Source organism: Xanthomonas vasicola (genome assembly GCF_000772705.2).
GTDB classification, from domain to species: Bacteria; Pseudomonadota; Gammaproteobacteria; order Xanthomonadales; family Xanthomonadaceae; genus Xanthomonas; species Xanthomonas vasicola.
Genome location: NZ_JSBW02000039.1, coordinates 150968 through 173400, shown reverse-complemented (window position 1 = coordinate 173400; position 22433 = coordinate 150968). Strand labels below are relative to the sequence as shown.

The window sequence follows — 22433 nt, the reverse complement described above, 5'->3', positions numbered from 1 at the left end:
ACTGCAGCCTGCGACCCTCGCCGCAAAAACAAAAACGCTGCGGTTGCCCGCAGCGTTCTTGTGCAACCCGATGTCGCAATCAGCCAGCGGCACCACATGGGTCGCGCACTGATCAGTCAGGACGTACGTCCACGCGCACACGGATACGGTCGCCCGGGTTGTAATCGCTATGCGTGTGATACGTACGGCCAGCGTATTCGTACGTCACATCGTAGCCATCCACGCGGTCGCGTTCGCGGCGGTAGGACACCGGCTCACAGACCCTGACGTTGCCCTGGTAAGTGCGGTTGTTGGCCTCGTAGATCGAGCGGCCCGCTGCGACGCCGGCCATGGTGCCCACGGCGGTACCTACCAGACGCCCATTGCCGCCGCCGACCTGGCTGCCGAGCACTGCGCCCGCGATACCGCCGATAACACTGGCGACACCGCGATTGGACACACCGGACTGGCCGTAGCCATCGCGGTAGTAGCCGTCGTTGCTGGTGTAGTAACCGTTAGCGGGACGGTCGTAGCAACGTTCGCTGGTGCGTTCGTTGTAAGAATCGGCAACGATGATCGGATCCACGCGCACGACGCGCGCATATTCGTAACGACCATCCTCGTAGCCGCTGCGGCCGTAATTGCTGTAGCCGCTGTCATAGCGCTGTGCCGTGGCATTACCCGCCACGACCAGACCCATCACCAGAGCACCAAGCACAAGAGTTTTCATTGCGGCAGCTTCATAGGGAGGACACGCTGCCGATGCTCGGCCTGTGCCAGTGAAACCGCCCTGAACCAAACCGGCCTTGAAAAGCCCTATTCAGGTTTCCGCCAGCTGCGCGCGCCGGGTACGTGTGCCGGCGCGTCGCAGCGGTGTTGGTATCAGCTGGAAAACTCGGTTTCCAGGCTGATCGGCACGGCGCTCAGCGCGTTGGACACCGGGCAATTTTTCTTGGCGGTATCGGCGAGCTCACGGAACGTGGCTTCGTCGATGCCCGGCACCACCGCCTTGAGCTTGAGACGGATCTGCGACAACTGCGGGCCGCCTTCCATCGACAAATCCACATCGGCACGCGTATCCAACGAGGTCGGCGGAAAGCCGGCTTCGGTCAACTGGGCAGACAACGCCATGGTGAAACAACCGGCATGCGCAGCGGCGATGAGCTCTTCCGGATTGGTGCCCCTCTCGTCGCCGAAGCGGCTGCTGAAGGCATAGCGGGTGTTGTCCATCAAGCCGCTCTGCGGCTTGCTGAGCTGGCCCTTGCCAGTCTTGAGGTCGCCTTCCCAGTGAGCGGTGGCGTGACGTGAAATACCCATTGCGATCTCCTGCGCTGAGAGGAGCCGTCACGATAGGCGAGTGAGCGTTAGCTGATGGTGCGGGAATCGGAATCGGAATCGGAATCGGAATCGGAATCGGAATCGGAAATCGGAAATCGGAAATCGGAAATCGGAAATCGGAAATCGCAAGAGCAGATTGCGGAGTGCGTCCGGCAGCAAGCGACGGTTTGTCTGCACTCATGAAGTTGCGCATCGAACGCGACCGCGGAGCGGATCAGGTGTGCGTTCGTCAAAAAGGCGCTGTCTCTTCGCAATTAACGATTCAAAGATCAAACGCGATCGCCCGTTAAGTGTGCAGTCGCGTTGCAGCTCTTGGCGCGTCAAATAAAGCGACTGCGCAGCCGTTTTGAGAGCGGCCAACGAGACGTAGCGAGCGGCCGTCAGGTGAGTGCGGACGGCGCGCAGGAACCGCAGTGTACGAGTGATATATGCCGATTCTGAGCACCGGCCGCGCCCGCCTGGCGTAAGCGCAGTCGCTTTGTTGGTTGCTCTTAGCACAGCAGAGTTTCTAGCACAGCCATACGCACGGCGACGCCGTTGGCGACCTGCCGCAGCACACAAGACTGCGCGCCATCGGCCACTTCATCGGTGATTTCCACGCCGCGGTTGATTGGGCCCGGGTGCAGCACTGCGGCATCGCGGCCGGCGCGTGCCAAACGCTCGCGGGTCAGGCCGTATTCGGTGTGGTATTGCTCCAGCGATGGCACCAGGCCTTCTTCCATGCGCTCGCGCTGCAGCCGCAGCATCATCAGCGCGTCGGCGCCTTCGAGCATGGCATCGAAATCCTGGCCGACCACGCAGCCATCCAGCATATCGTCGTCGGGCAGCAGGCTCGCCGGGCCACAGACGCGGATTTCGCCGGCGCCCAGCGTGCGCAAGGCATGTAGGTCCGAGCGCGCCACGCGCGAATGCTTGACGTCGCCGACGATGACCACCTTCAGCTTGGAAAAATCAGTGCCCTTGGCCTGACGCAAGGTGAGCATGTCGAGCAGACCCTGGGTGGGATGCGCGCTGCGTCCGTCGCCGGCATTGATCAACGCGGTGCCCTCGCCTGCGGCGGCGGCCATCGCTTCCACCGCGCCGTCGTCGGGGTGACGCACCACAAAGCCGCGCACGCCCATCGCTTCGAGATTCTTCAGCGTATCGCGCGCGGTTTCGCCCTTGCGGGTGGATGAGGTGGAGGCATCGAAATTGAGCACGTCCGCGCCCAGCCGCTGCGCCGCCAGATGGAAGGAACTGCGCGTGCGCGTGGAGGGTTCGAAGAACAGCGTGCATACCGCGGTGCCCGCCAGCACACTGCGCTTGCCCACACGCCCCACCGCCGCATCGCGGATCTGGCCGGCGCGGTCAAGCAATTGCAGTAACGTGGTGCGCGGCAGTCCTTCCAGGGTGAGCAGGTGACGCAGGCGTCCGTCCGAATCGAGTTGCATGGTGGTCATCGCAGGTCGGGAGTCAAGGAAGAAGGGTGGCTTGGTCGGGGGCAGCCAACCAGCGTTCGACGATCACCGCAGCGGCCATGGCGTCGAGCGCTTCGGCATCGCGGCGGCGCTTGCGCCCATCGGCGCGCTCGCGCGCGAAACGCTGCGCGGCCTCAACCGAGCTGGAACGCTCGTCGATCAGCACAACCGGCAGCGCGTAGCGCTCGCGCAGTTGGCGGGCGAACGCATGCGCGCGCTTGCGTGCAGGTTGGTCTTTGTCGTCCAGTGTCAGCGGGTCGCCGATTACCAGGCCGTCGGGGTGCCATTCCTTGTGCACGCGGTCCAGCGCAACCCAGTCGGGGCCGCTGGCATGCACGTTGATGACGGCGACCGCACGCGCGCCCGCACCGAGAGCCGTGCCGACAGCGACGCCGATCCGGCGCGACCCCACGTCGAAGCCCAGTACCGTGCCATCGGAACGGATCACGCCCGCCTCAGGCATGCCCGGAATAATCCGTAAGCCGGAACAGGTCCACGCCAATACGCCCGGCGGCGGTCTGCCAGCGATCTTCCAGCGCGGTGGCGAACAGCACATTGGCATCCGACGGCGCGGTGAGCCAGCTGTTCTCGCCCAGTTCGAATTCCAGCTGGCCTGCGCCCCAACCGGCGCAGCCCAGCGCCACCAGCGCATTGCGCGGGCCGTTGCCGGCCGCCATGGCCTCAAGAATGTCGCGCGAGGTGGTCAGGAACACGCCCTGCCCCACTTCCAGGCTGGAATCCCATTCGCGCGCATCGTCGTGGATCACAAAGCCGCGCTCCGGGTGCACCGGCCCGCCGCTGAGCACGATCTGCTCGCGCAGCGGCTCATCGTCGGTGTCGATGCCCATCTGCGCCAACACTTCGCCCAAGGTGTATTCGGAGGGTCGGTTGACCAGCACGCCCATGGCGCCGTTCTCGTCGTGCTGGCAGATCAGCGCGACGCTGCGCGAAAAGGTGGGGTCGGACAGCGCCGGAAGCGCAATCAGCAGTTGGTTGGCCAGAGGCGTGGACAAAACAGACATGGCCGCATTCTAGCCGTTCGCTTCGCCGCGCGCAGAGCTGCTGCCATACTGGGGTTTGCTGGCACCTTGCAGCGATCAATGCTTCCGGGGCAGCGCGCTTTGCCGTTGTCCATCTGCTGCACCTGACCGGCGCGTTCAGCTTGATCGCAACGGGTGCAAGTGGTGATGCAGCCGAAAGCGGTGCAGCTGTGCAAATGGCGAACCGATCAATCCGCCAGTTGCTTCGTCGCCCCGATGTCGCCGCTGCCGGCATGCGATTCGCCTCCTGCTCCACCATCACAGGCACACTCATGAGCGGTTATTGCAGCATCGCCCCGGGCCATCCGGTTCATGGGCACTACCACGACCACGAATACGGCTTTCCGCAGCGCGACGAACGCGAATTGTTCGAGCGACTGGTGCTGGAAATCAACCAGGCTGGACTGAGCTGGGAAACCATCCTGCGTAAGCGTGTCAATTTCCAGCAGGCCTATGACGGCTTTGACGTGGACACCGTCGCCGCGTACGGCGACGCCGACATCGCCAGGTTGATGGGCGATGCCGGCATCATCCGCAATCGCCTCAAGGTGCTGGCGGCAATTCACAACGCACAGGTCATCCAGAGCTTGCGCGCCACGCACGGCAGCTTCGCGCAGTGGCTGGACGCACACCATCCGCTTGACAAACCGGCCTGGATCAAGCTGTTCAAGAAGACCTTCCGCTTCACCGGCGGCGAAATCACCGGCGAGTTCCTGATGAGCCTGGGCTACCTGCCCGGTGCGCACCATGCCGACTGCCCGGTGTTTGCGCAGATCCAGCCACTGGCACCACCGTGGATACAGGCGCACAAGCCCAAAAGAACGCGCACGGTCCAGCGCGGCTAGACACCTCTTGCACACCGCACACGAAATGCTCGCGACATGGCGATTCGTATTGGCATTTCCGGCTGGCGCTATGCGCGCTGGCGCGGCACGTTTTATCCGGCCGGCCTGGCCCAGCGGCGCGAGCTCGAGTACGCCGCAGGTTGCTTTCCCAGTGTGGAAATCAATGGCTCGTTTTATTCCCTGCAGCGTCCGGAAAGCTTCCAGCGCTGGCATGACGAAACGCCGGACGACTTTGTCTTCTCGGTCAAGGGCCCACGCTTCATCACCCATATGAAGCGCCTGCGCGATTGCGACCAGGCGCTGGCCAACTTCTTCGCCTCCGGTGTGCTGCGGCTGGGCGCCAAACTTGGACCGATCCTGTGGCAGCTACCGCCAACATTACGTTTCGATGGCGATCTGCTGGATGCGTTTCTGAGCAGCCTGCCGCGCGATAGCGAGGTGGCACTGGCACTGGCGCGCAAGCGCGACACTGCGCTGATGCAGGGCCGTAGCGCACTGGCGATCGATCATCAGCGGCCGATCCGTCACGCACTGGAAGTGCGCCACGACAGCTTCTGCGATCTGGCCTGTATGCGTCTGCTGCGGCGGCACAATGTTGCCGTGGTAGTTGCCGACACTGCGGGGAAATTTCCGTATCTGGAAGACGTCAGCGCCGATTTCGTCTATCTGCGTCTGCATGGCGATGCGCAGTTGTACGCCAGCGGCTACAGCGATAGTGCCTTAGATCGCTGGGCGGCACGCATTGCCGCCTGGGCCAGCGGCGGCGAACCGGACGATGCGGCACGCGTCGGCGCACCTGCGCGCAAGCGCGCCTCGCGCGATGTCTACTGCTACTTCGACAACGACATGAAGGTGCATGCGCCGTTCGATGCGCGCGGTTTGATGCAACGGCTGCAATTGCCTACCGATTGCCCGCCACGCGAAGGCACTTAGAACAGCGAACAAACCGACTGCGCCGCCCAGGCGCACACGGATAATACTCGCAGCGGCATGCACCACTCGCACGCTCGGGCTCCTGTGCCCAGCCACGCCCATCTGGTAACTGCTCGCGGCCTGTTTACCACTCAAGCGGTCGTCGGCAGACGTTACAGACCCATATAACGATGCGGGCGGTGATTGAACATCAGCACCAAACTCAGCATCAACGCGCCGATGGCCGAATACAGCACCTTATCCGGCGTCAGCACGAAGAATGCGACCAGCATCAACATCGCGTCGAAACTCATCTGCACCTTGCCGGCACTCCAGCCACGCTCGCGCTGCAGGTACACCGCCAGGATGCCGATGCCACCCAGGCTGCCGCGATGGCGAATGAAGAACAGGATGCCCAACCCCGCCAGCGCGCCACCGACGATCGCCGAAAACAGCGTCTCGACGTGCGCATACTCGGCCCAGCGCGGCAGCAGGTCGGTGAGCGCCCCGCATGCACCCACCGCCACAAAGGTCTTCAAGGTGAATTCCCAGCCCATGCGGCGCACGCTCAGCCAGTAGAACGGCAGATTGACCAACACGAACACCAGCCCGAAATGCCAGTGCAGCGCGTAGTGCAGCAAGAAGGCCACGCCCGCCATGCCACCGATCATCAAGCCACCCTTGGCAAAGATGGCCAGACCAAGCGATGCGACCAGGGTCGCCAACACCATGCCTTGCACATCCTCTGCAACCGAATGGTGGAAAGCGTGGTCGTCGGCGGCAGTCCCAGCCGAATCAGGCGGCGGGGTTAACGGACCGGATGTCACCACGGCGCCGTCGTCGGGCAACGGCTCTTGCTCCGGACAGAGATCGGAATCGGGAAGGCTCACGGGTGGGGACTGCAGTGGGGTGCGGACATTAAACACTATCGGCTGGCGCGGTGACATCTGAAACCTCAGCACGCCGGTGCGCAGCGCAGCCGGGCTTGAGTCATCCGGTGCGATGCGTGCGACCAACCGCAAAGCCAGCTTCCAGTTCAATGGCGCAATACCACCGCGACCGGCTCGTCCACTTGGCACCCGCGATCAGATCTCGCCCCACTGCGGGCCGGGTTGGAATCTTTACCTACTGCACGTCCTGCGTGACTGCCGCAGTCCTTATCGAACCTCGGCAATCTCCACACCATCCAGGCCCTGAGACAAGGTCTTGGCATCGCCACCTTGCGACAGCTTGATGCGCAGGCGCACCTCGTTCTGCGAGTCGGCGTAGCGCAACGCGTCTTCATAGCTGATTTCGCCGGCCTGGTAGAGCTCGAACAGGCTCTGATCGAAGGTACGCATGCCCAGGTTGGTGGACTCCTTCATGATCTCCTTGAGCTTGTGGATCTCGCCGTCGCGGATGTAATCCTGCACCAGCGGCGTGCCCAACATGATTTCCATCGCCACGCGGCGGCTACGGCCGTCCGGCGTCGGAATCAGCTGCTGCGCGACCACGCCCTTGAGATTGAGCGACAGATCCATCAACAGCTGGTTGCGGCGATCTTCCGGGAAGAAGTTGATGATGCGGTCCATCGCCTGGTTGGCGTTGTTGGCGTGCAGCGTACACAGCACCAGGTGGCCGGTTTCGGCGAAGGCGATCGCGTGATCCATGCCCTCGCGGGTGCGCACCTCGCCGATCATGATCACGTCCGGCGCCTGGCGCAGGGTATTTTTCAGCGCGTTTTCCCAGCTGTCGGTGTCGATGCCGACTTCGCGCTGGGTGATGATGCAACCCTCGTGCTTGTGCACGAACTCGATCGGGTCTTCGATGGTGATGATGTGCCCGGTGGAATTCTGGTTGCGGTAGCCGATCATCGCAGCCAGCGAAGTCGACTTACCGGTACCGGTGGCGCCAACGAAGATGATGATGCCGCGCTTGGTCATCGCCAGCGTCTTGATCACCGGCGGCAGGCTCAGCTCGTCCACGGTGGGGATGCGCGTTTCGATCCGGCGCAGCACCATGCCCACCTGATTACGCTGGTAGAAGCAGCTCACGCGAAAACGTCCGACCCCGGACACGCCGATGGCGAAGTTGCACTCGTGCGTTTTTTCGAATTCCTCGCGCTGCGAGGGCGTCATCACGTTCAACACCAGATCGCGGCTCTGCTGCGCAGTCAGCGGCGTCTGGGTGATCGGGCTGATCTTGCCATTCACCTTGATGGCCGGCGGCATTCCCGAGGTGATGAACAGGTCCGACGCCTTCTGATGCGCCATCAGCTTGAGGAAGGAGGTGAAGTCGATGGTGCTCATGGCGTGCTCCTCTGGAGCAGGGATTCGGGAGTAGAGATTCGGGATTCGCAAGAGCGGGGTCCGGCCGGGAAATCGCCGTTGCGAATCCCCAATGCCGAATCCCCAATCCCTGCTACTCGAATATCCGCTTGTCCTTGGCGTACTCGCGCGCCTGGTTGCGCGTGATCAGGCTGCGCTTGACCAGGTCCTGCAGGTGCTGGTCGAGCGTCTGCATGCCGTATTGCTGGCCGGTCTGGATCGAGGAATACATCTGCGCCACCTTGTCCTCGCGGATCAGGTTGCGGATGGCCGGGGTGCCGACCATGATTTCCCACGCTGCGGTACGTCCGCCGCCGACCTTCTTCAGCAGCGCCTGCGAAATCACTGCGCGCAGCGATTCGGACAACATCGAGCGCACCATCGGCTTCTCGCCGGCCGGGAACACGTCGATGATGCGGTCGATGGTCTTGGCCGCCGAGCTGGTGTGCAGGGTGCCGAACACCAAGTGGCCGGTTTCCGCAGCGGTGAGCGCCAGGCGGATGGTTTCCAGGTCGCGCAATTCGCCGACCAGAATGATGTCGGGGTCTTCGCGCAACGCCGAGCGCAGCGCTTCGTTAAAGCCGTGCGTATCGCGGTGCACTTCACGCTGATTAATCAGACACTTCTGCGAGGTGTGCACGAATTCGATCGGGTCCTCGACGGTGAGGATGTGCCCGTATTCGTTCTTGTTGATGTAGTCGATCATGCCGGCCAGCGTGGTCGACTTGCCCGAACCGGTCGGGCCGGTCACCAGGATCAGGCCCTGCGGCTGGTCGATCAACTGGCGGAAAATCGGCGGGCAGCCCAGGTCTTCCAGCGTCAGCACTTCGGACGGAATGGTACGGAACACCGCACCGGCGCCGCGGTTCTGGTTGAACGCATTGACGCGGAAACGCGCCAGCGACGGAATTTCGAACGAGAAGTCGACTTCGAGGAATTCCTCGTAATCGCGCCGCTGCTTGTCCGACATGATGTCGTAGACCAGCGCGTGCACCTGCTTGTGGTCCAGCGCCGGAATATTGATGCGGCGGACATCGCCATCGACACGGATCATCGGCGGCAGCCCTGCAGACAGGTGCAGGTCCGATGCCTTGTTCTTGACAGAAAACGCCAATAGTTCAGCGATATCCATGCGCTGCTTTTCCCCTAGGCTGCGATTGGAAGGTACTCCCCGGCCGGCAGTATAGCGTTCTGGCTGCTGGCGGGAAGCGGCCCGGGCCGCTTCAGGCCGGCCGCGGGTGGGGCTGGCTGAAACGGTTGCCTTGCGCCCGGTACGGGCGGAGCGCCTGCCGGGCGCGGCGTCTGCGCTGCCGCGGCCTCCACTTGAGTCGGGGTCTTGGTCGGAATTGTACGAGACGCCTGTGCCCCAGCCGGACGCCTAGCTACTGAAGAGGAGCTGGGGCTTTGAGGCTAACCGCGCGCCCAGACACAACGTGCATATAGGCGCGGCGCCGTCGTATCAATGTACGCACGGCAAGCCGTCAGCTGGAAGGAAAGGGCGGCGGGCGGCACTATAGCCCTCCCATCCTTCTCCGGAATGCCACGTGCCGGCTTCGTCGCTGCAGCAAATTCTCGACGCCATCCACGCCGCCGCTGCCGCACATGCGCGTACCGACGTACGGCTGCTGGCGGTGTCCAAGACCAAGCCGGCCGAGGCTGTGGCCGGGCTGGCCGCGCAAGGCCAGCGCGCCTTCGGCGAAAACTACGTGCAGGAAGCCGAGGCCAAGATCGCCCAATTGCGTGCGCTGGGGCTGGAATGGCATTTGATCGGCCACCTGCAATCCAATAAGGCCGAACTGGCCAGCCAGTGCTTCGATTGGGTGCAGACGGTGGACCGCGCCAAATTGATTCCGCTGCTGGCACGCCACCGCCCGGACGACCGCGCGCCCTTGAATGTGCTGATCCAGCTCAACATCGACGACGAGGACAGCAAACACGGATGCGCGCCGGAGGCGATCGATAGCCTGGCCGAGGCGATCGCACTGCAGCCGCGCTTGCAGCTACGCGGGCTAATGGCGATTCCTGCCCCATTTCCCGAGCAGGCACGACGCCAGGCCGCGTTTACGCGCATGCAGGCGCTGTTCGAGCAACTCAAAACTCGTCACCGGCAGGTGGACACCTTGTCGATGGGCATGAGCGCGGATTTTGCCGAAGCGATTGCGGCCGGCGCCACCATGGTGCGTGTGGGCACGGCCTTGTTCGGCGCGCGCGGCCAGTCGCCGGCTGCCTCCGCCTGACCACATCGCGTTCCCCATATCGATCTCTTATTAAAGGTGCTGCAATGACCACGCCTGTCGCGTCCACGCCTTCTTCCTCATCTTCCGACGCTGCGCGCATCGCCTTCGTCGGCGGCGGCAACATGGCGCGCAGCCTGATTGCTGGGCTGATCCGGCAAGGCACGCCGGCTGACAGCATCCGTGTGGCCGAACCGGTGGCTGAGCTGCGCGATGCACTGGCGCGCGACTTCGGCGTGCAGGTCGTCGAAGATGCGCGCACCGCAGTCGACGCTGCGGCGACCTGGGTCTTGGCGGTCAAGCCGCAGGTCTTGCCAGCAGTCTGTGGGCAGCTGGCCGATCTAGCCCAGGCACAACAACCGCTGCTGGTCTCCATCGCTGCCGGCATCACCGCCACGCAGTTGCAGCGCTGGTCGGGCGGCGATGTCGCTGTAGTGCGCGCCATGCCCAACACCCCCGCCCTGCTCGGCGCCGGCGTCACCGGGCTGTATGCCAACGCACGCGTCTCCGACGCGCAACGCAAGCAGGCAACCCGACTGCTGGACAGCGCCGGCGTCACCGTGTGGATAGAGGACGAAGCGCAGATGGATGCGGTGACTGCGGTCTCCGGCAGCGGACCGGCCTATGTCTTTTTGCTGGCCGAAGCGATGGAGGCTGCCGCACAAGCACAGGGCCTGCCCCCAGACACTGCACGCACGCTGGTGCTGCAAACATTGCTCGGCGCCGCGCGTATGCTCACCGAATCGGGCGAAGCACCGGATGTCTTGCGTCGCCGCGTAACCTCGCCCAACGGCACCACCCACGCCGCCATGGAGACATTCCAGGCCGGCGGCTTCGAAGCGCTTACCGCCAACGCAATTGCCGCAGCTACCGAACGCGGCCGCAGTTTGTCGGCTGCCAATGATTAGTGAGACGCCGCAAAACTTGCGTGTTTCACCACGCGCCTGTTCGGTACGGCGTGCACTGCAAGACGAAATAATGTGACTACGTGGCTGGACAGGCCGCGCCAGCGCCCTTGGCCAAACACAGGTCGATACAGGGCGAGAGAGAGGAAACGCTGCATGGCGCCGGAAACCCCTGGAATTCTGGTAATGGAGCGCGCGCCAGCGCTTGCAATCGATGTCAGTCACATCGGCGGCGCATGTTCCTGCTACACGCACTGCTAAACAGCTGCCCACATCGGCTGCTTGCACCATCACCACGCAGGTACGTCACTGCCTTTCCTCGCGCAAACGATCTGCTGCTGTGCGTCAGACATGCAGCGAACGCGCGCATTGCGCGGTCAAGGCGATACGTTTTGTGCGTCTTTTTCTGCCACTGGTGAACGAATCCCCGTCGAAAGACGCTTTTTTCGTGTTGTTTCATCGTTTGCCTATTGGCGGCGCGCAGCACTTGCCCTACATTTCGCGTTGCCGACTGGGTCGGCAGACCCATCACCACCACGAATACGGAACACATCACTCATGGCAAAAACCGCCGCTAAGAAGGCTGCCCCCAAGAAGGCAGTGAAAAAGGTCGCCGCAACCAAGACCGCAAAGCCGGCCAAGGCAGCTGCTGCCAAGTCCGCTGCACCCAAGCCGATCAAGGAAGCACTGAGCAAGACCGGCCTGGTCGCGCACATTGCCGAAAGCACCCAGCTGGCTCCGAAGGACGTGCGCGCCGTGCTGGCGTCGCTGGAAGCCACCGCACACGCCTCGCTGAGCAAGAAGGGCGTCGGCACCTTCACCATCCCGGGCATGCTCAAGCTGACCACCGTGCACGTGCCGGCAAAGCCGAAGCGCAAGGGCATCAACCCGTTCACCAAGGAAGAGCAGATCTTTGCCGCCAAGCCTGCGACCAGCAAGCTCAAGTCCCGCGTGATGAAGAGGTTGAAGGACGCCGCGCTCTAATCGAGCACGCATCCGGTGTCACGAAGACGGCCTGCGGGCCGTCTTTTTTTTGCAGTCGCGCCGCCGTGCGCAGCACACACCGCTCATCGACACTGCCCTACCCTGCATGCTGGTTCGCCATCTGCAGGTGCCTGTGACCGGTCCCTCGAACACTCCGCCATCGTCACCACGCCCGGCGACGGGCAGCCCGGCACGCCGGCTGCGCAGCGTGGTGGTCACGGTTGCGCTGCTGTGCTCTTTGGCCGTGGCCGCGCGCTGGGCTTGGCAACTGCCGATCGCCAATCAACTCCGTACCAGTTGGGAGCTGTCGCAGATGCCGCCGCCCGCGCAGTTGCATCTGCCGGTAAAAGGCGTGCGTGCGCGACAGATCGCCGACACCTTTGGCGCACCCCGTGGCCGCGACCGCACGCATGCAGGCGTGGATATCTTCGCGCCACGCGGCACACCAGTGGTGGCGGCAACGCGCGGCGTGGTCAGCGCCATTCGCGACCAGGGCCTGGGCGGCAAACAGGTCTGGCTTCTGGGTCCGGCGATGGAGCGGCATTACTACGCGCACCTGGATGACTGGGCTGCCGGCCTTTCAGTCGGCGATGTGGTCAAGCCCGGCACACCGCTCGGCATCGTCGGCACCACTGGCAACGCGCGCGGCACGCCGCCGCATCTACACTATGGTGTCTATGGACGCAACAGTGCGTACGATCCGCTGCCGCTCCTGCGCAAATCCGCACCACACCCGGCAAATTGATCACGCTGGAACACTGCGTCATGGCCCGCGCTATCGAGACGGTTGCGTCCTGCGCCTATGGTGAGCACAGCCCAGAACGACGCGACCCATATGTCCCGCAAACGCTATCGCATCACGGTCACGCCTATCGAAAACGACGGCCGCCCTTGTGACGACCGCTGCACCATCGAATTCGAACAACGCTCGCGCGCCGATTGGATGCGCCTGCTCGAAGAGCTACACCTGCGCCGCGACCTGAGCAGCGACGAATGCGCGGCACTCACCGTGGGCTCGCAATTGCTGGAAGACCTGGCCGCTCGCCCACGCGCACGACCCAGCGACGCACTGGACGCCTTGCGTCCCAAACTGCAGTTGCTGTTGGAACGCCTACAGCGAGTGCAGCCCGCAACCGGAGTCTGAAGGCCGCATCGCCACACGTAACCGCTACACTGCGCGCCTCGGGGAAGGGGACGTGCCATGCGCTGGATGGGAACGATTGTCGTGGCAGCCGCATTGTCTGGTTGCAGCTGTCATCGCAGCGCGGACCCGCAGGCAAGCGATGCGTCGGCGATGCAAGCTGCGAGCGCATCGCACCCGGTAAATACCGGCAATGCAGGCGACGCACCCGCAGCATCAGCACCTGCGACTGATCCCAACGATGCCATCGCGCTGGCCAATTACGCCCAAGCAAGCGCCACCGTCCAACGCTATCTCGGCGCGTTGCCCGGAGCGGCGCGCGCAGATGCCGATGCACTATGGACCGGCGGCCGCCCCTCCCCGGTGCCGGACGATGCTGCCTTGCGTGCGATCGGCAATATCCAGTCGCTGCGCATCAACAACGATCCACCAATTGCGCTGGATCAGGCGCATCCGCCACAGCGCATCGAAGTGCCGGTGCAATTGACGGTGCGTACCACCACCGGTACGCAGCGCCTGGTTGGCGCATACCGGTTGCAGCCCCGCGCCGGCAGCGACAGCTGGGAAATCTATTCGGCCACGCTGCAACCGGTGCTGCGCTAACCCGTGGTTCACCGGCGCCGACTAATGTGATGTCACCTGTTGCCGGAGTTACCCGATGAAACTGCGTTCGCTTGCCGGATCCATGCTCGCTCTCGCCTTGGCAATGCCCATCACCGGCGCCTGGGCCGCGCCGCAGATTCAGGGAAAACAGATCAGCGTGCAGGCCAGCGACCTGCAGCAATATCTGGGTGGCCGCTTCCCGCAAACACACGACGCGCTGGGCGGACTGGTCGCGATGACGGTCAGCAACCCGGCGCTGTCGTTGCCGCCAGGCGATCGCCTGAAGATGGCGTTCGATCTTGCCGTCGCAACCGCCGGCGGCGCTCCTGCCCCGGTCGGCAACGTGACCTTGACCAGCGCGCTACGCTACGACGTGGCCAAGCAAGGCTTTTATCTCGACCAACCCAGCATCGATGACTTCCGCCCCGCCCACGCGGGTGCAAAGCTCGACCACAGCACTCGCCAGCTGCTCAATACCTGGCTAGCCGATTACGCGCGCAAGGAACCGATCTATCGGATCGATCCGGCAATTGCATCGGTCATGGGCGCAGTGCAGGTGGAATCGGTCGGTATCCAGAACGGGCGGGTTGCGGTCAACTTCAACCAGAATATCGAGCAAATGGTGCCGGCGGCCGCGCTGTCTGGGAAGTAAGTCAGCTTCGTTCCCAGCGTTGATGGTGACAGCCGCACAACGCTGTACATTAGAAAGGCCGACGCAGCAGCGCCGGGCTTTTTTGTGTCGAACGCAAGATCGTGTTTATGCAAACTTATGCTGACAATGCCTTTGCCACAGCAGCGGCGAATGCGGGAATGTCATCCGGCTTGCGGCTGGTAATCAGCTGACCATCGACCACCACTTCGGCATCCTGCCAATGCGCGCCGGCATTGATCAGGTCCGTCTTCACCGACTGCCATGAGGTGACTTGGCGATTGCGGACCAAGTCGCTTTCAAGCAACAACCACGGCCCATGGCAGATCGCAGCCACCGGCTTGTGTGCAGTAGAAAACGCGCGAATGAATGCGATTGCCTGCTTGTCGGTCCGCAGCGTATCTGGATTGAGCACACCGCCAGGCAACACCAGTGCGTCATAAGGATCAACTGTCGCCTGACCGAGCTGCCTATCGACCCCTACCGAATCGCCCCAATCGGTGTGATTCCAGGCGCGGATCTTCGCGCTATCGCCAGGTGCAATCACCTCGACCTTGGCACCCCAGGATTCCAGCAGGCGCTTCGGTTCGATCAGTTCGGATTGCTCGAAGCCGTCGGTGGCCAGCACGGCGACGGTCTTGCCGGAGAGCGAATAAGACATGTGGGGCTCCTCGTAAAAGAAGCCTAAACCCTAGGAAGCGCGCCGTTGCGCACCCGTGAACCGATGTATGCGTGGCGTCAGTGCGTGACGCCACCTTCATGCTCAGCGCTTGGGCTGCAGCATCGTTCCGGTGCAATTCTTGGAGCCGCAACGGCATTCCCAAATCTTCTTCAGGCGCGGCGTGTGACGCTCGGCCAGGGTGATGCCGTAGTTATAGGTGAGCTCTTCGCCGGGCTTGATGTCGCGCTTGGCCTCGATAAAGATCTTGTCCTTGCGGCGGTCGTCGCCCTCGGCTTCTTCGATCACCGCCTCGCAATTAGGATCGCAGCTGTGGTTGATCCAGCGCGCCACATTGCCTTCGTAGTTGGCATCCAGCACGTAATCATCGCTGAGCGTAAACAGAAAGGTGTGCCCGCTCTCTACGTCGCCGGTGTCGTCCGCATCCACTTCGGCATGCGTGCGCAAGCGACCCTTGTATTGAATGATGCGCTCGCCCTTGCGGAGCGGGGCGAGGGCGAACATGCCATTGCCGTGGATACGTGACTTGCGAGCGGCAACTTTGCGCGACATGTAAGGGTCCAGTGATGGGGCCGCTCATTGTGACCGCAGCGCGCCAATGCGCCAAGCACAAGCGCAGCACTCGCCGCAATGGGCCACGCTTGCCGGAGGCTGAACCGCGCCATTGGCCCTGCCTTGCTGGAAAGAGTACAATTTCGGTCCGCTTTCGGATTCGCTCCCATGTTGCGCGTCACCAAACTCACTGATTACGCCACTGTCGTGCTGACCGTCCTGGCGGCACACTGCGATCAGGTGCTCAGCGCAAGCGAGTTGGCCGAACAGGCCGGCCTGGAAGCGCCGACCGTCAGCAAGATCCTCAAGCCTTTGTCGCAAGCAGGTCTGGTTGAAGGCTTACGTGGCGTACACGGCGGCTACCGGCTTGCGCGTGCTGCCAGCGACATCACCCTGGTGGAGATCGTCGAGGCGATGGAAGGCCCGTTGGCGATCACCGAATGCAGCCAGGACCACAGCCAGTGCGGCATTGCGCAGCGCTGCGGCGTGCGCTCGAACTGGCGCCTGATCAACGACGTGGTCGGCGATGCCTTGCGTCGTGTCACGCTCGCGCAAATGTTGCAGCCCCTCTCCCTCCCTGGCGACAGCCGTCGGCGCTCCATCGCCGCACGCGTCGCGACCACCTGACCTGTAGGCAGCCCAATGGCCACCGAACTTGCTCCTCCGCAGAACGCCGAGATCCTCGAACGGCTGGGTCGACGTTACGACGCCGGCTTCATCACCGAGATCGAATCCGACTCGCTCCCGCCCGGTCTGGACGAAGACATCATCCGTGCGTTGTCGGCCAAGAAAGACGAGCCGCAATGGATGACCGACTGGCGTCTTGAGGCCTATCGTCATTGGTTGAAGATGCCGATGCCGGAATGGGCGAAGCTGCAGATCTCGCCGATCGACTTCCAGGCGCTGAGCTATTACTCCGCCCCCAAGGGTCCGAAGTACGCCTCGCTGGACGATGTGCCCAAGGAACTGCTGGACACCTACGACAAGCTCGGCGTGCCGCTGCACGAGCGCGCCAAGCTGGCTGGCGTGGCCGTGGATGCGGTGTTTGATTCGGTCTCGGTCGGTACCACCTTCCGCAAGGAGCTGGCCGAAAAGGGTGTGATCTTCTGCTCGATGTCCGAGGCCATCAAGGAGCACCCAGAGATCGTCAAGCAGTACCTGGGCAGCGTAGTGCCGGTGGGCGACAACTATTTCGCCGCCCTCAACTCGGCAGTGTTCTCCGACGGCAGTTTCGTGTTCATCCCCAAGGGCGTGCGTTGCCCGATGGAATTGAGCACCTACTTCCGCATCAATGCCGGCCATACCGGCCAGTTCGAACGCACCTTGATCGTGTGCGAAGACCAGGCCTACGTGTCGTATCTGGAAGGTTGCACCGCACCGATGCGCGACGAAAACCAGTTGCATGCAGCGGTGGTCGAGCTGGTGACGCTGGAAGATGCCGAAATCAAGTATTCGACCGTGCAGAACTGGTACCCCGGCGATGAAGAAGGCCGCGGCGGCATCTATAACTTCGTCACCAAGCGTGCCGAATGCCGTGGCGCGCGCAGCAAGGTGACCTGGACCCAGGTCGAAACCGGCTCGGCCATTACCTGGAAGTACCCGTCGTGCGTGCTGATTGGCGACGACTCGGTGGGCGAGTTCCATTCGGTTGCGCTGACCCACCATCGTCAGCAGGCCGACACCGGCACCAAGATGATCCACATCGGCAAGCGCACCAAGAGCAAGATCGTCAGCAAGGGCATCAGCGCCGGGCGTGGCCAGAACACCTATCGCGGCCTGGTCAAGGTGGACCGTAATGCCGATGGCGCACGCAACTACACGCAGTGCGATTCGCTATTGATCGGCAAGCAGTGCGGCGCGCACACCTTTCCCTATATCGAGGTGAAGAATCCGGGCGCCACCGTCGAGCACGAGGCCACCACCTCCAAGATCAGCGACGACCAGCTGTTCTATTGCCGCGCGCGCGGCATCAGCCAGGAAGATGCGGTGTCGTTGATCGTCGACGGCTTCTGCAAGCAGGTCTTCCGCGAGCTGCCGATGGAGTTCGCGGTGGAAGCCAAGAAGCTGCTGGAAGTCTCGCTGGAAGGCAGCGTCGGCTGACGCGCCTACCCTTCACCCCCGGGAGAAGGTGGCGCGCAGCGCAGGATGAGGGTACGAGCGAAGCATCGTGCACCCGACCGCGCAACGCCTGGCCCGTACCCTCACCCCAACCCTCTCCCGGTGGGAGAGGGGCTAAAAGAATCTGATGGAAAATCCCATGCTCACAATCAACAACCTCCACGCCAGCATCGCCGGCAAAGACATCCTCAAGGGTCTGTCGCTGGACATCCAGCCCGGCCAGGTGCACGCCATCATGGGGCCCAACGGCGCGGGTAAATCCACGCTGGGTAACGTGCTCGCCGGCCGCGACGGCTATGACGTCACTGCGGGCACCGTGCAATTCGAAGGCAAGGATCTGCTCGATCTGCCGCCAGAAGAACGCGCCGCCGCCGGCCTGTTTCTGGCCTTCCAGTACCCGGTGGAAATTCCCGGCGTCAACAACACCTATTTTCTGCGTGCCGCGCTCAATGCGCAGCGCAAGGCGCGTGGCGAAGATGAGTTGGATTCGATGCAGTTCCTCAAGCTGGTGCGCCAGAAGCTGGCCGTGCTGCATTTGAAGGATGAGCTGCTGCATCGCGGCGTCAACGAAGGGTTTTCCGGCGGCGAAAAAAAGCGCAACGAGATCTTCCAGCTCGCCGTGCTTGAGCCCAAGCTCGCCATCCTGGACGAGACCGATTCCGGCCTGGATATCGATGCACTCAAGAGCGTGGCCGACGGCGTCAACGCGCTGCGGTCGCCGGAGCGTTCGTTCCTGGTCATTACCCACTATCAGCGCCTGCTCGACTACATCAAGCCAGACGTGGTGCATGTGCTGGCCGAGGGGCGCATCGTGCAGAGCGGCGGCCCGGAACTGGCGTTGGAACTGGAAAAGCACGGTTACCACTTTTTGAAGGACCGTGTGGTGCCTGAGGTTGCCGCCTGATGAGCGCCCTGCTCGATTCCCTGGCACGCGGCTTCAGCGGCGACGATGCCCGTCGTGCCGAGCTCGATGCCGCGCTGCAAACTGGCCTGCCCGGCCCGCGTGCCGAAGCCTGGAAGTACACCTCACTGCGGCAGCTTGAACGTCGCAGCTTCCAGCCCGCTCCGCTGGTGCCAACACTGGTGGATGCTGCTGCGCTGGACGACATCCCATCGCCGCGTCTGGTGTTCGTCAATGGTCGCCCGTCCGAAGCGCTGAGCGACCTGTCCCCCTTGCCGGATGGCATGCAGCTGGACACCTTGTCGGCGTCGCTGGCTGCAGGCGATGACGCACAGCAGTTGCTGGGCCGCCGCTTCGACGGCAGCGACGAAATCTTTGCGCGCCTGAATACTGCACTTGCCGACGAAGGCGTGCTGGTGCGCGTGCGCGACGGTGCGCAGATCGAGCTGCCGCTGCATTTGGTGTTCGTCAGCGTGACCGGTGAGCACGACCTGTCCTGGCATCACCGCCACTTGATCGAAGTGCGTGCCGGCGCTGCGTTGCAGGTGGTCGAGCATCATCTGCACGTGGGCGATGCCGCACATCTGGAAAACAGCGTGATGCATGTGCATCTGGCGCAGGACGCAGCGCTCTCGCATGCGCGCATGCAGGCCAATAGCGCGCATGCCACCTCGTTGCTGCGGACCGACGCAGTCCTTGCGCGCAACGCACGCTACCAGCGTGTGGACCTGGAGTTGGGTGCAGGCCTATCGCGGCACGAACTCAACGTCCGTCTCGAGGGCAGCAATGCGCAGCTCACCGCCAATGGCGTGCTGCTCGGCAATGGCCGCCGGCATGTCGACACGCGCCTGGGCATCGAGCACATTGCGCGCGACACCGCCTGCGAACTGGTATGGCGCGGTGTGGGCGCAGACCGTAGCCGCGTGGTCTTCCATGGCGGCATCCGCATCCGCGCAGGTGCCGACGGCACCGATGCGCGGCTGTCCAACAAGAATCTGCTGCTGTCGTCCAACGCCGAAATCGATACCCAGCCGGTGCTGGTGATCGATGCCGACGAAGTACAGGCTGCGCACGGCGCCACGGTAGGGCAGCTTGACGACAACGCATTGTTCTACCTGCGCTCGCGGGGGTTGCCGCAGGAAGAAGCGCAACGCTTGCTTAGCGCGGCGTTCTGTCACGAGCCCTTGCGCGTACTGCCGCCCGCCTTGAGCGCCGTGCTGGCACTGCAGCTGGACCGTGCGTTGAACTCGGCAGGCGTGGCATGAATATGCCCGCCGTCCCGCACAGCGTGGCACCCGATTGGGACCGTGTACGCCTGGATTTTCCGCTGTTGATGCGGCAGGTACATGGCAAGCCGCTGATCTATTTCGACAACGCCAACACCGGCCAGAAGCCGCTGCAGGTGATTGCGGCCACCGACGAGTTCTATCGCCGCCAGAACGCCAACGTCAGCCGTGCCGTGCATGCGTTGGGTTCTGAAGCCACCGATGCGTTCGAAGGCGCGCGCAGCAAGCTCGCGCGTTTTCTCAACGTGCGCGCCGACGAGCTGGTGCTGTGCAGCGGCACCACCTTCGCGATCAATCTGGTGGCCTATTCATGGGCATTGCCGCGCCTGGGCGCAGGCGATGTGATCCTGGTTTCGCGCATGGAGCACCACGCCAACATCGTGCCGTGGCAGCTGGTGGCACAACGCACTGGGGCCACCATCCGCGTGGCCGAAATCACGCCCGATGGCGCGCTGGATCTGGATGCATTGCGCAAGGCAATGACGCCGGAGGTGAAGCTGCTGGCGATTACCCACGTCTCCAACGTGCTGGGCACGGTCAACCCGGTGCGCGAGATCTGCCGCGAGGCGCGCAAGCGCGGCATCGTCACCGTGGTGGACGGCTCGCAGGCGGCACCGCATCGGCGCATCGATGTGGCTAGCATCGGCTGTGATTTCTATGCCATCACCGGCCACAAGATGTGCGGGCCCACCGGCACCGGCGCGCTGTGGGCACGTCGCGAACATCTGCAGGCGATGCCGCCATTTCTGGGCGGCGGCGAGATGATCAAGGAAGTCAGCTTCGAGAACACCGTCTTCAACGACGTACCGCACAAGTTCGAAGCCGGCACACCGAACATTGCCGGTTTCATCGGCCTGGGTGCAGCAGTGGATTACCTGGAGTCGGTCGGGCTGGCGCACGTGGAAGCGCGCGAAGCCGAGCTGCTCGCCCACTTCACCGAAGAGCTGCAGCGCATCGATGGCCTGCGCATCTTCGGCACCACGCCCGACAAGGCCGCGGTGGTGTCGTTCCTGATCGACGGCGCACATTCGCACGATTTGGCCACCCTGCTCGACCTGGAAGGCGTCGCAGTGCGCTCCGGCCAACACTGCGCGCATCCGCTGCTGCAGTACTACGGTGTCGCCGCCACCTGCCGCGCCTCGCTGGCGTTCTACAACACGCATGACGAGATCGAGCGCTTCGTTGCCGCGTTGAAGAAGGTGCGGACGCTGCTTGGGTAAGTGGTAGACCCTTCAATGCGCTGCGCCGTTGCAGTTCCTTCTACCGCCGGGACATTGTCCTCCTTCATGGGGGAGCATGTGCCACGAAGGGGCGGATGAGGGTACGTGCGAAGCCTGGCGTTGTTCGACTGCACGAGCGCTTCGCTCCGTACCCTCACCCCAACCCCTCTCCCGAGGGGAGAGGGGCTTGCTCAACATATCCTGCGCGCACCGAACTAACTGGCGTGCATATCTGATGCAACCGCTCAAGCTTCAGCGATTCCCGATTCCCGATTAAACTGCCCCTATGCAGACCACCACTTTCCGCACCGCCACCGTCGATGACATCGACGCCCTTGTCCTGCTGGTGACCTCGGCCTATCGCGGCGACAGCAGCCGCGTGGGCTGGACCACCGAGGCGGATATTCTCGATGGCGCGCGTATCGACCCTGTAGTGCTGCGCGAAGATATTCTGCGCGAGCGCAGCCTGGTGCTTCTGGTCGAACAGGATGGGCGCCTGCAGGCCTGCGCGCATATCGCCGACGACCACGGCGCTGGATATTTCGGCATGTTTGCAGTCGATCCATCGCTGCAGGGCAGCGGGCTCGGCAAGACGCTGTTGGCCGAGGCCGAGCGCATTGCGCACAGCGAATGGCAACTACCGATGATGCGCATGACCGTCATCGATGTGCGCAGTGAACTCATCGCCTTCTACGAACGCCGCGGCTACCGCCGCACCGGTATCGTCAAACCCTTCCCGTATGGCGATGAACGCTTCGGCATTCCGCTGCGCCAGGATCTGCGTTTTGAGGTGCTGGAAAAACAGTTGAACGGGCCAACGCCGTGAGCGACACCTGGACCTTTGTCTGCGCCAGCGACGCATTGCTGCCCGGTGAAATGCGGACCGTCTGGGACGAGGTCACCGACGCGCCGATCGTCGTGTTCAACCTCGATGGCGCGCTGTACGCGCTGGAAGACCGCTGCAGCCACGAAGACTACGAATTATCGCCCGGCACCTTCGACCCTGTTGCCGGCATCATCGAGTGCCAGTTGCATAGCGCACGCTTCGATATCCGCGACGGTCGTCCATTGTGCGCGCCCGCCTACACCGCCGTGGCGAAATTCCCGGTCAAGCGCGAACACGACGGCATCTGGACGCGCGACGACCGCTAAGCGGGCGCTTTCAAGCATGTGTTGCACGCTAGAGACCGCCACGGCGCAGCTGGCGGCATCGTCGATTAGTACATATTGCAAAGAAGAATGATTTGCATTTAAGATGCGCTCTTAAGGCCTTCTTAACAACTG

Annotated in this window: 26 protein-coding genes and 1 other RNA gene; 16 read left to right on the top strand and 11 right to left on the bottom strand. The window is 63.1% G+C overall.

Translation table 11 applies throughout. The annotated features are described in order from the left end of the window. Positions 1–112: 112 nt before the first annotated feature. The 6 genes from NX05_RS10195 to NX05_RS10175 all read right to left on the bottom strand — a co-directional run bounded on the left by NX05_RS10195 (position 113) and on the right by NX05_RS10175 (position 3796). Entirely contained in the window at positions 113–709 is a 597-nt protein-coding gene (locus NX05_RS10195) for a glycine zipper 2TM domain-containing protein (RefSeq protein WP_017112239.1), read from the bottom strand. A 152-nt stretch (positions 710–861) separates the two neighbouring features. Beyond that, positions 862–1296 carry an OsmC family protein gene (locus NX05_RS10190; RefSeq protein ID WP_039433297.1) on the bottom strand — a complete coding sequence of 145 codons (435 nt, stop codon included), beginning with the start codon at positions 1294–1296 and terminating at the stop codon, positions 862–864. A 375-nt stretch (positions 1297–1671) separates the two neighbouring features. Beyond that, a non-coding RNA gene (locus NX05_RS22315) (sX9 sRNA) lies at positions 1672–1747 on the bottom strand. 61 nt (positions 1748–1808) lie between these two features. After that, positions 1809–2756: an aspartate carbamoyltransferase catalytic subunit gene (locus NX05_RS10185; protein ID WP_010369356.1), complete on the bottom strand. Its 948-nt coding sequence runs from the start codon at positions 2754–2756 to the stop codon at positions 1809–1811. Positions 2757–2769: 13 nt separating this feature from the next. Next, complete coding sequence (gene ruvX / locus NX05_RS10180; RefSeq protein ID WP_010369353.1) at positions 2770–3237, bottom strand: Holliday junction resolvase RuvX; 468 nt, start codon at positions 3235–3237, stop codon at positions 2770–2772. Continuing rightward, on the bottom strand, positions 3230–3796 hold the full coding sequence (locus NX05_RS10175; protein WP_010369349.1) for a YqgE/AlgH family protein: 567 nt from the start codon (positions 3794–3796) through the stop codon (positions 3230–3232). The genes ruvX and NX05_RS10175 overlap by 8 nt, the downstream gene beginning before the upstream one ends. Positions 3797–4086: 290 nt before the next feature. Between NX05_RS10175 and NX05_RS10170 the strand changes: the two genes are divergently transcribed. Together NX05_RS10170 and NX05_RS10165 are read left to right on the top strand one after the other, a co-directional pair. Further along, positions 4087–4659, top strand: a complete 573-nt coding sequence (locus NX05_RS10170; RefSeq protein ID WP_010369343.1) for a DNA-3-methyladenine glycosylase I — start codon at positions 4087–4089, stop codon at positions 4657–4659. 36 nt (positions 4660–4695) lie between these two features. Further along, positions 4696–5592: a DUF72 domain-containing protein gene (locus NX05_RS10165; protein ID WP_039433296.1), complete on the top strand. Its 897-nt coding sequence runs from the start codon at positions 4696–4698 to the stop codon at positions 5590–5592. A gap of 152 nt (positions 5593–5744) precedes the next feature. Here the strand turns inward: NX05_RS10165 and NX05_RS10160 are convergent, their stop codons facing one another. The 3 genes from NX05_RS10160 to NX05_RS10150 form a co-directional block, all read right to left on the bottom strand. Beyond that, the gene (locus NX05_RS10160) at positions 5745–6419 is read right to left on the bottom strand and encodes a YitT family protein (RefSeq protein WP_017117396.1); all 675 of its coding nucleotides are present in this window, start codon (positions 6417–6419) and stop codon (positions 5745–5747) included. Positions 6420–6728: 309 nt separating this feature from the next. Next, on the bottom strand, positions 6729–7859 hold the full coding sequence (locus tag NX05_RS10155) for a PilT/PilU family type 4a pilus ATPase (protein ID WP_010369335.1): 1131 nt from the start codon (positions 7857–7859) through the stop codon (positions 6729–6731). A 112-nt stretch (positions 7860–7971) separates the two neighbouring features. Next, on the bottom strand, positions 7972–9009 hold the full coding sequence (locus tag NX05_RS10150; protein ID WP_003489919.1) for a type IV pilus twitching motility protein PilT: 1038 nt from the start codon (positions 9007–9009) through the stop codon (positions 7972–7974). A gap of 412 nt (positions 9010–9421) precedes the next feature. On the opposite strand from NX05_RS10150, the gene NX05_RS10145 reads away from it, so the two are divergent. From NX05_RS10145 to NX05_RS10115, 7 genes are all read left to right on the top strand, one after another. Then, on the top strand, positions 9422–10114 hold the full coding sequence (locus NX05_RS10145; protein ID WP_039433295.1) for a YggS family pyridoxal phosphate-dependent enzyme: 693 nt from the start codon (positions 9422–9424) through the stop codon (positions 10112–10114). A 44-nt stretch (positions 10115–10158) separates the two neighbouring features. Then, a complete protein-coding gene (gene proC / locus NX05_RS10140) occupies positions 10159–11019 on the top strand; it encodes a pyrroline-5-carboxylate reductase (protein WP_039433294.1) in 861 nt (286 codons plus the stop codon). Between the two features lie 555 nt (positions 11020–11574). Next, positions 11575–12000 carry an HU family DNA-binding protein gene (locus NX05_RS10135; protein WP_010369315.1) on the top strand — a complete coding sequence of 142 codons (426 nt, stop codon included), beginning with the start codon at positions 11575–11577 and terminating at the stop codon, positions 11998–12000. A gap of 106 nt (positions 12001–12106) precedes the next feature. Continuing rightward, positions 12107–12745, top strand: coding sequence for a M23 family metallopeptidase (locus NX05_RS10130; protein WP_039433292.1), 639 nt, complete (start codon positions 12107–12109; stop codon positions 12743–12745). Positions 12746–12802: 57 nt separating this feature from the next. Further along, positions 12803–13144: a DUF3861 domain-containing protein gene (locus NX05_RS10125; protein WP_017112486.1), complete on the top strand. Its 342-nt coding sequence runs from the start codon at positions 12803–12805 to the stop codon at positions 13142–13144. A gap of 57 nt (positions 13145–13201) precedes the next feature. Further along, positions 13202–13744, top strand: coding sequence for a hypothetical protein (locus NX05_RS10120; RefSeq protein WP_039433291.1), 543 nt, complete (start codon positions 13202–13204; stop codon positions 13742–13744). A 55-nt stretch (positions 13745–13799) separates the two neighbouring features. Continuing rightward, the gene (locus NX05_RS10115) at positions 13800–14396 is read left to right on the top strand and encodes a YceB family lipoprotein (RefSeq protein WP_017118875.1); all 597 of its coding nucleotides are present in this window, start codon (positions 13800–13802) and stop codon (positions 14394–14396) included. Positions 14397–14511: 115 nt separating this feature from the next. Here the strand turns inward: NX05_RS10115 and NX05_RS10110 are convergent, their stop codons facing one another. Beyond that, positions 14512–15054, bottom strand: coding sequence for a type 1 glutamine amidotransferase domain-containing protein (locus tag NX05_RS10110; protein ID WP_039433290.1), 543 nt, complete (start codon positions 15052–15054; stop codon positions 14512–14514). A gap of 102 nt (positions 15055–15156) precedes the next feature. Continuing rightward, positions 15157–15624, bottom strand: coding sequence for an SET domain-containing protein (locus NX05_RS10105; RefSeq protein WP_003487757.1), 468 nt, complete (start codon positions 15622–15624; stop codon positions 15157–15159). A gap of 168 nt (positions 15625–15792) precedes the next feature. On the opposite strand from NX05_RS10105, the gene NX05_RS10100 reads away from it, so the two are divergent. The 7 genes from NX05_RS10100 (at position 15793) to NX05_RS10070 (ending at position 22301) form a co-directional block, all read left to right on the top strand. Further along, entirely contained in the window at positions 15793–16251 is a 459-nt protein-coding gene (locus tag NX05_RS10100; RefSeq protein ID WP_010369303.1) for an SUF system Fe-S cluster assembly regulator, read from the top strand. A gap of 15 nt (positions 16252–16266) precedes the next feature. Further along, positions 16267–17724 (top strand): Fe-S cluster assembly protein SufB, encoded by a 1458-nt coding sequence (gene sufB / locus NX05_RS10095; protein ID WP_039433289.1) that lies wholly within the window; start codon positions 16267–16269, stop codon positions 17722–17724. A 157-nt stretch (positions 17725–17881) separates the two neighbouring features. After that, complete coding sequence (gene sufC / locus NX05_RS10090; protein WP_010369299.1) at positions 17882–18646, top strand: Fe-S cluster assembly ATPase SufC; 765 nt, start codon at positions 17882–17884, stop codon at positions 18644–18646. Next, entirely contained in the window at positions 18646–19908 is a 1263-nt protein-coding gene (gene sufD / locus NX05_RS10085) for a Fe-S cluster assembly protein SufD (protein WP_039433288.1), read from the top strand. The genes sufC and sufD overlap by 1 nt, the downstream gene beginning before the upstream one ends. Continuing rightward, complete coding sequence (locus NX05_RS10080) at positions 19905–21149, top strand: cysteine desulfurase (protein ID WP_010369296.1); 1245 nt, start codon at positions 19905–19907, stop codon at positions 21147–21149. The genes sufD and NX05_RS10080 overlap by 4 nt, the downstream gene beginning before the upstream one ends. Positions 21150–21435: 286 nt before the next feature. Continuing rightward, entirely contained in the window at positions 21436–21975 is a 540-nt protein-coding gene (locus tag NX05_RS10075; protein ID WP_039433287.1) for a GNAT family N-acetyltransferase, read from the top strand. Then, a complete protein-coding gene (locus NX05_RS10070) occupies positions 21972–22301 on the top strand; it encodes a non-heme iron oxygenase ferredoxin subunit (protein WP_039433286.1) in 330 nt (109 codons plus the stop codon). Before NX05_RS10075 ends, NX05_RS10070 begins: the two co-directional genes overlap by 4 nt. Positions 22302–22433: the final 132 nt, after the last annotated feature.

Bases quoted from the DNA above. Each gene is read 5' to 3' on its own strand.
- NX05_RS10195 (WP_017112239.1), bottom strand. From the start codon at position 709: ATGAAAACTCTTGTGCTTGGTGCTCTGGTGATGGGTCTGGTCGTGGCG.
- NX05_RS10190 (WP_039433297.1), bottom strand. From the start codon at position 1,296: ATGGGTATTTCACGTCACGCCACCGCTCACTGGGAAGGCGACCTCAAG.
- NX05_RS10185 (WP_010369356.1), bottom strand. From the start codon at position 2,756: ATGACCACCATGCAACTCGATTCGGACGGACGCCTGCGTCACCTGCTC.
- ruvX (WP_010369353.1), bottom strand. From the start codon at position 3,237: ATGCCTGAGGCGGGCGTGATCCGTTCCGATGGCACGGTACTGGGCTTC.
- NX05_RS10175 (WP_010369349.1), bottom strand. From the start codon at position 3,796: ATGTCTGTTTTGTCCACGCCTCTGGCCAACCAACTGCTGATTGCGCTT.
- NX05_RS10170 (WP_010369343.1), top strand. From the start codon at position 4,087: ATGAGCGGTTATTGCAGCATCGCCCCGGGCCATCCGGTTCATGGGCAC.
- NX05_RS10165 (WP_039433296.1), top strand. From the start codon at position 4,696: ATGGCGATTCGTATTGGCATTTCCGGCTGGCGCTATGCGCGCTGGCGC.
- NX05_RS10155 (WP_010369335.1), bottom strand. From the start codon at position 7,859: ATGAGCACCATCGACTTCACCTCCTTCCTCAAGCTGATGGCGCATCAG.
- NX05_RS10150 (WP_003489919.1), bottom strand. From the start codon at position 9,009: ATGGATATCGCTGAACTATTGGCGTTTTCTGTCAAGAACAAGGCATCG.
- proC (WP_039433294.1), top strand. From the start codon at position 10,159: ATGACCACGCCTGTCGCGTCCACGCCTTCTTCCTCATCTTCCGACGCT.
- NX05_RS10135 (WP_010369315.1), top strand. From the start codon at position 11,575: ATGGCAAAAACCGCCGCTAAGAAGGCTGCCCCCAAGAAGGCAGTGAAA.
- NX05_RS10130 (WP_039433292.1), top strand. From the start codon at position 12,107: ATGCTGGTTCGCCATCTGCAGGTGCCTGTGACCGGTCCCTCGAACACT.
- NX05_RS10125 (WP_017112486.1), top strand. From the start codon at position 12,803: ATGGTGAGCACAGCCCAGAACGACGCGACCCATATGTCCCGCAAACGC.
- NX05_RS10120 (WP_039433291.1), top strand. From the start codon at position 13,202: ATGCGCTGGATGGGAACGATTGTCGTGGCAGCCGCATTGTCTGGTTGC.
- NX05_RS10115 (WP_017118875.1), top strand. From the start codon at position 13,800: ATGAAACTGCGTTCGCTTGCCGGATCCATGCTCGCTCTCGCCTTGGCA.
- NX05_RS10110 (WP_039433290.1), bottom strand. From the start codon at position 15,054: ATGTCTTATTCGCTCTCCGGCAAGACCGTCGCCGTGCTGGCCACCGAC.
- NX05_RS10105 (WP_003487757.1), bottom strand. From the start codon at position 15,624: ATGTCGCGCAAAGTTGCCGCTCGCAAGTCACGTATCCACGGCAATGGC.
- NX05_RS10100 (WP_010369303.1), top strand. From the start codon at position 15,793: ATGTTGCGCGTCACCAAACTCACTGATTACGCCACTGTCGTGCTGACC.
- sufB (WP_039433289.1), top strand. From the start codon at position 16,267: ATGGCCACCGAACTTGCTCCTCCGCAGAACGCCGAGATCCTCGAACGG.
- sufC (WP_010369299.1), top strand. From the start codon at position 17,882: ATGCTCACAATCAACAACCTCCACGCCAGCATCGCCGGCAAAGACATC.
- sufD (WP_039433288.1), top strand. From the start codon at position 18,646: ATGAGCGCCCTGCTCGATTCCCTGGCACGCGGCTTCAGCGGCGACGAT.
- NX05_RS10080 (WP_010369296.1), top strand. From the start codon at position 19,905: ATGAATATGCCCGCCGTCCCGCACAGCGTGGCACCCGATTGGGACCGT.
- NX05_RS10075 (WP_039433287.1), top strand. From the start codon at position 21,436: ATGCAGACCACCACTTTCCGCACCGCCACCGTCGATGACATCGACGCC.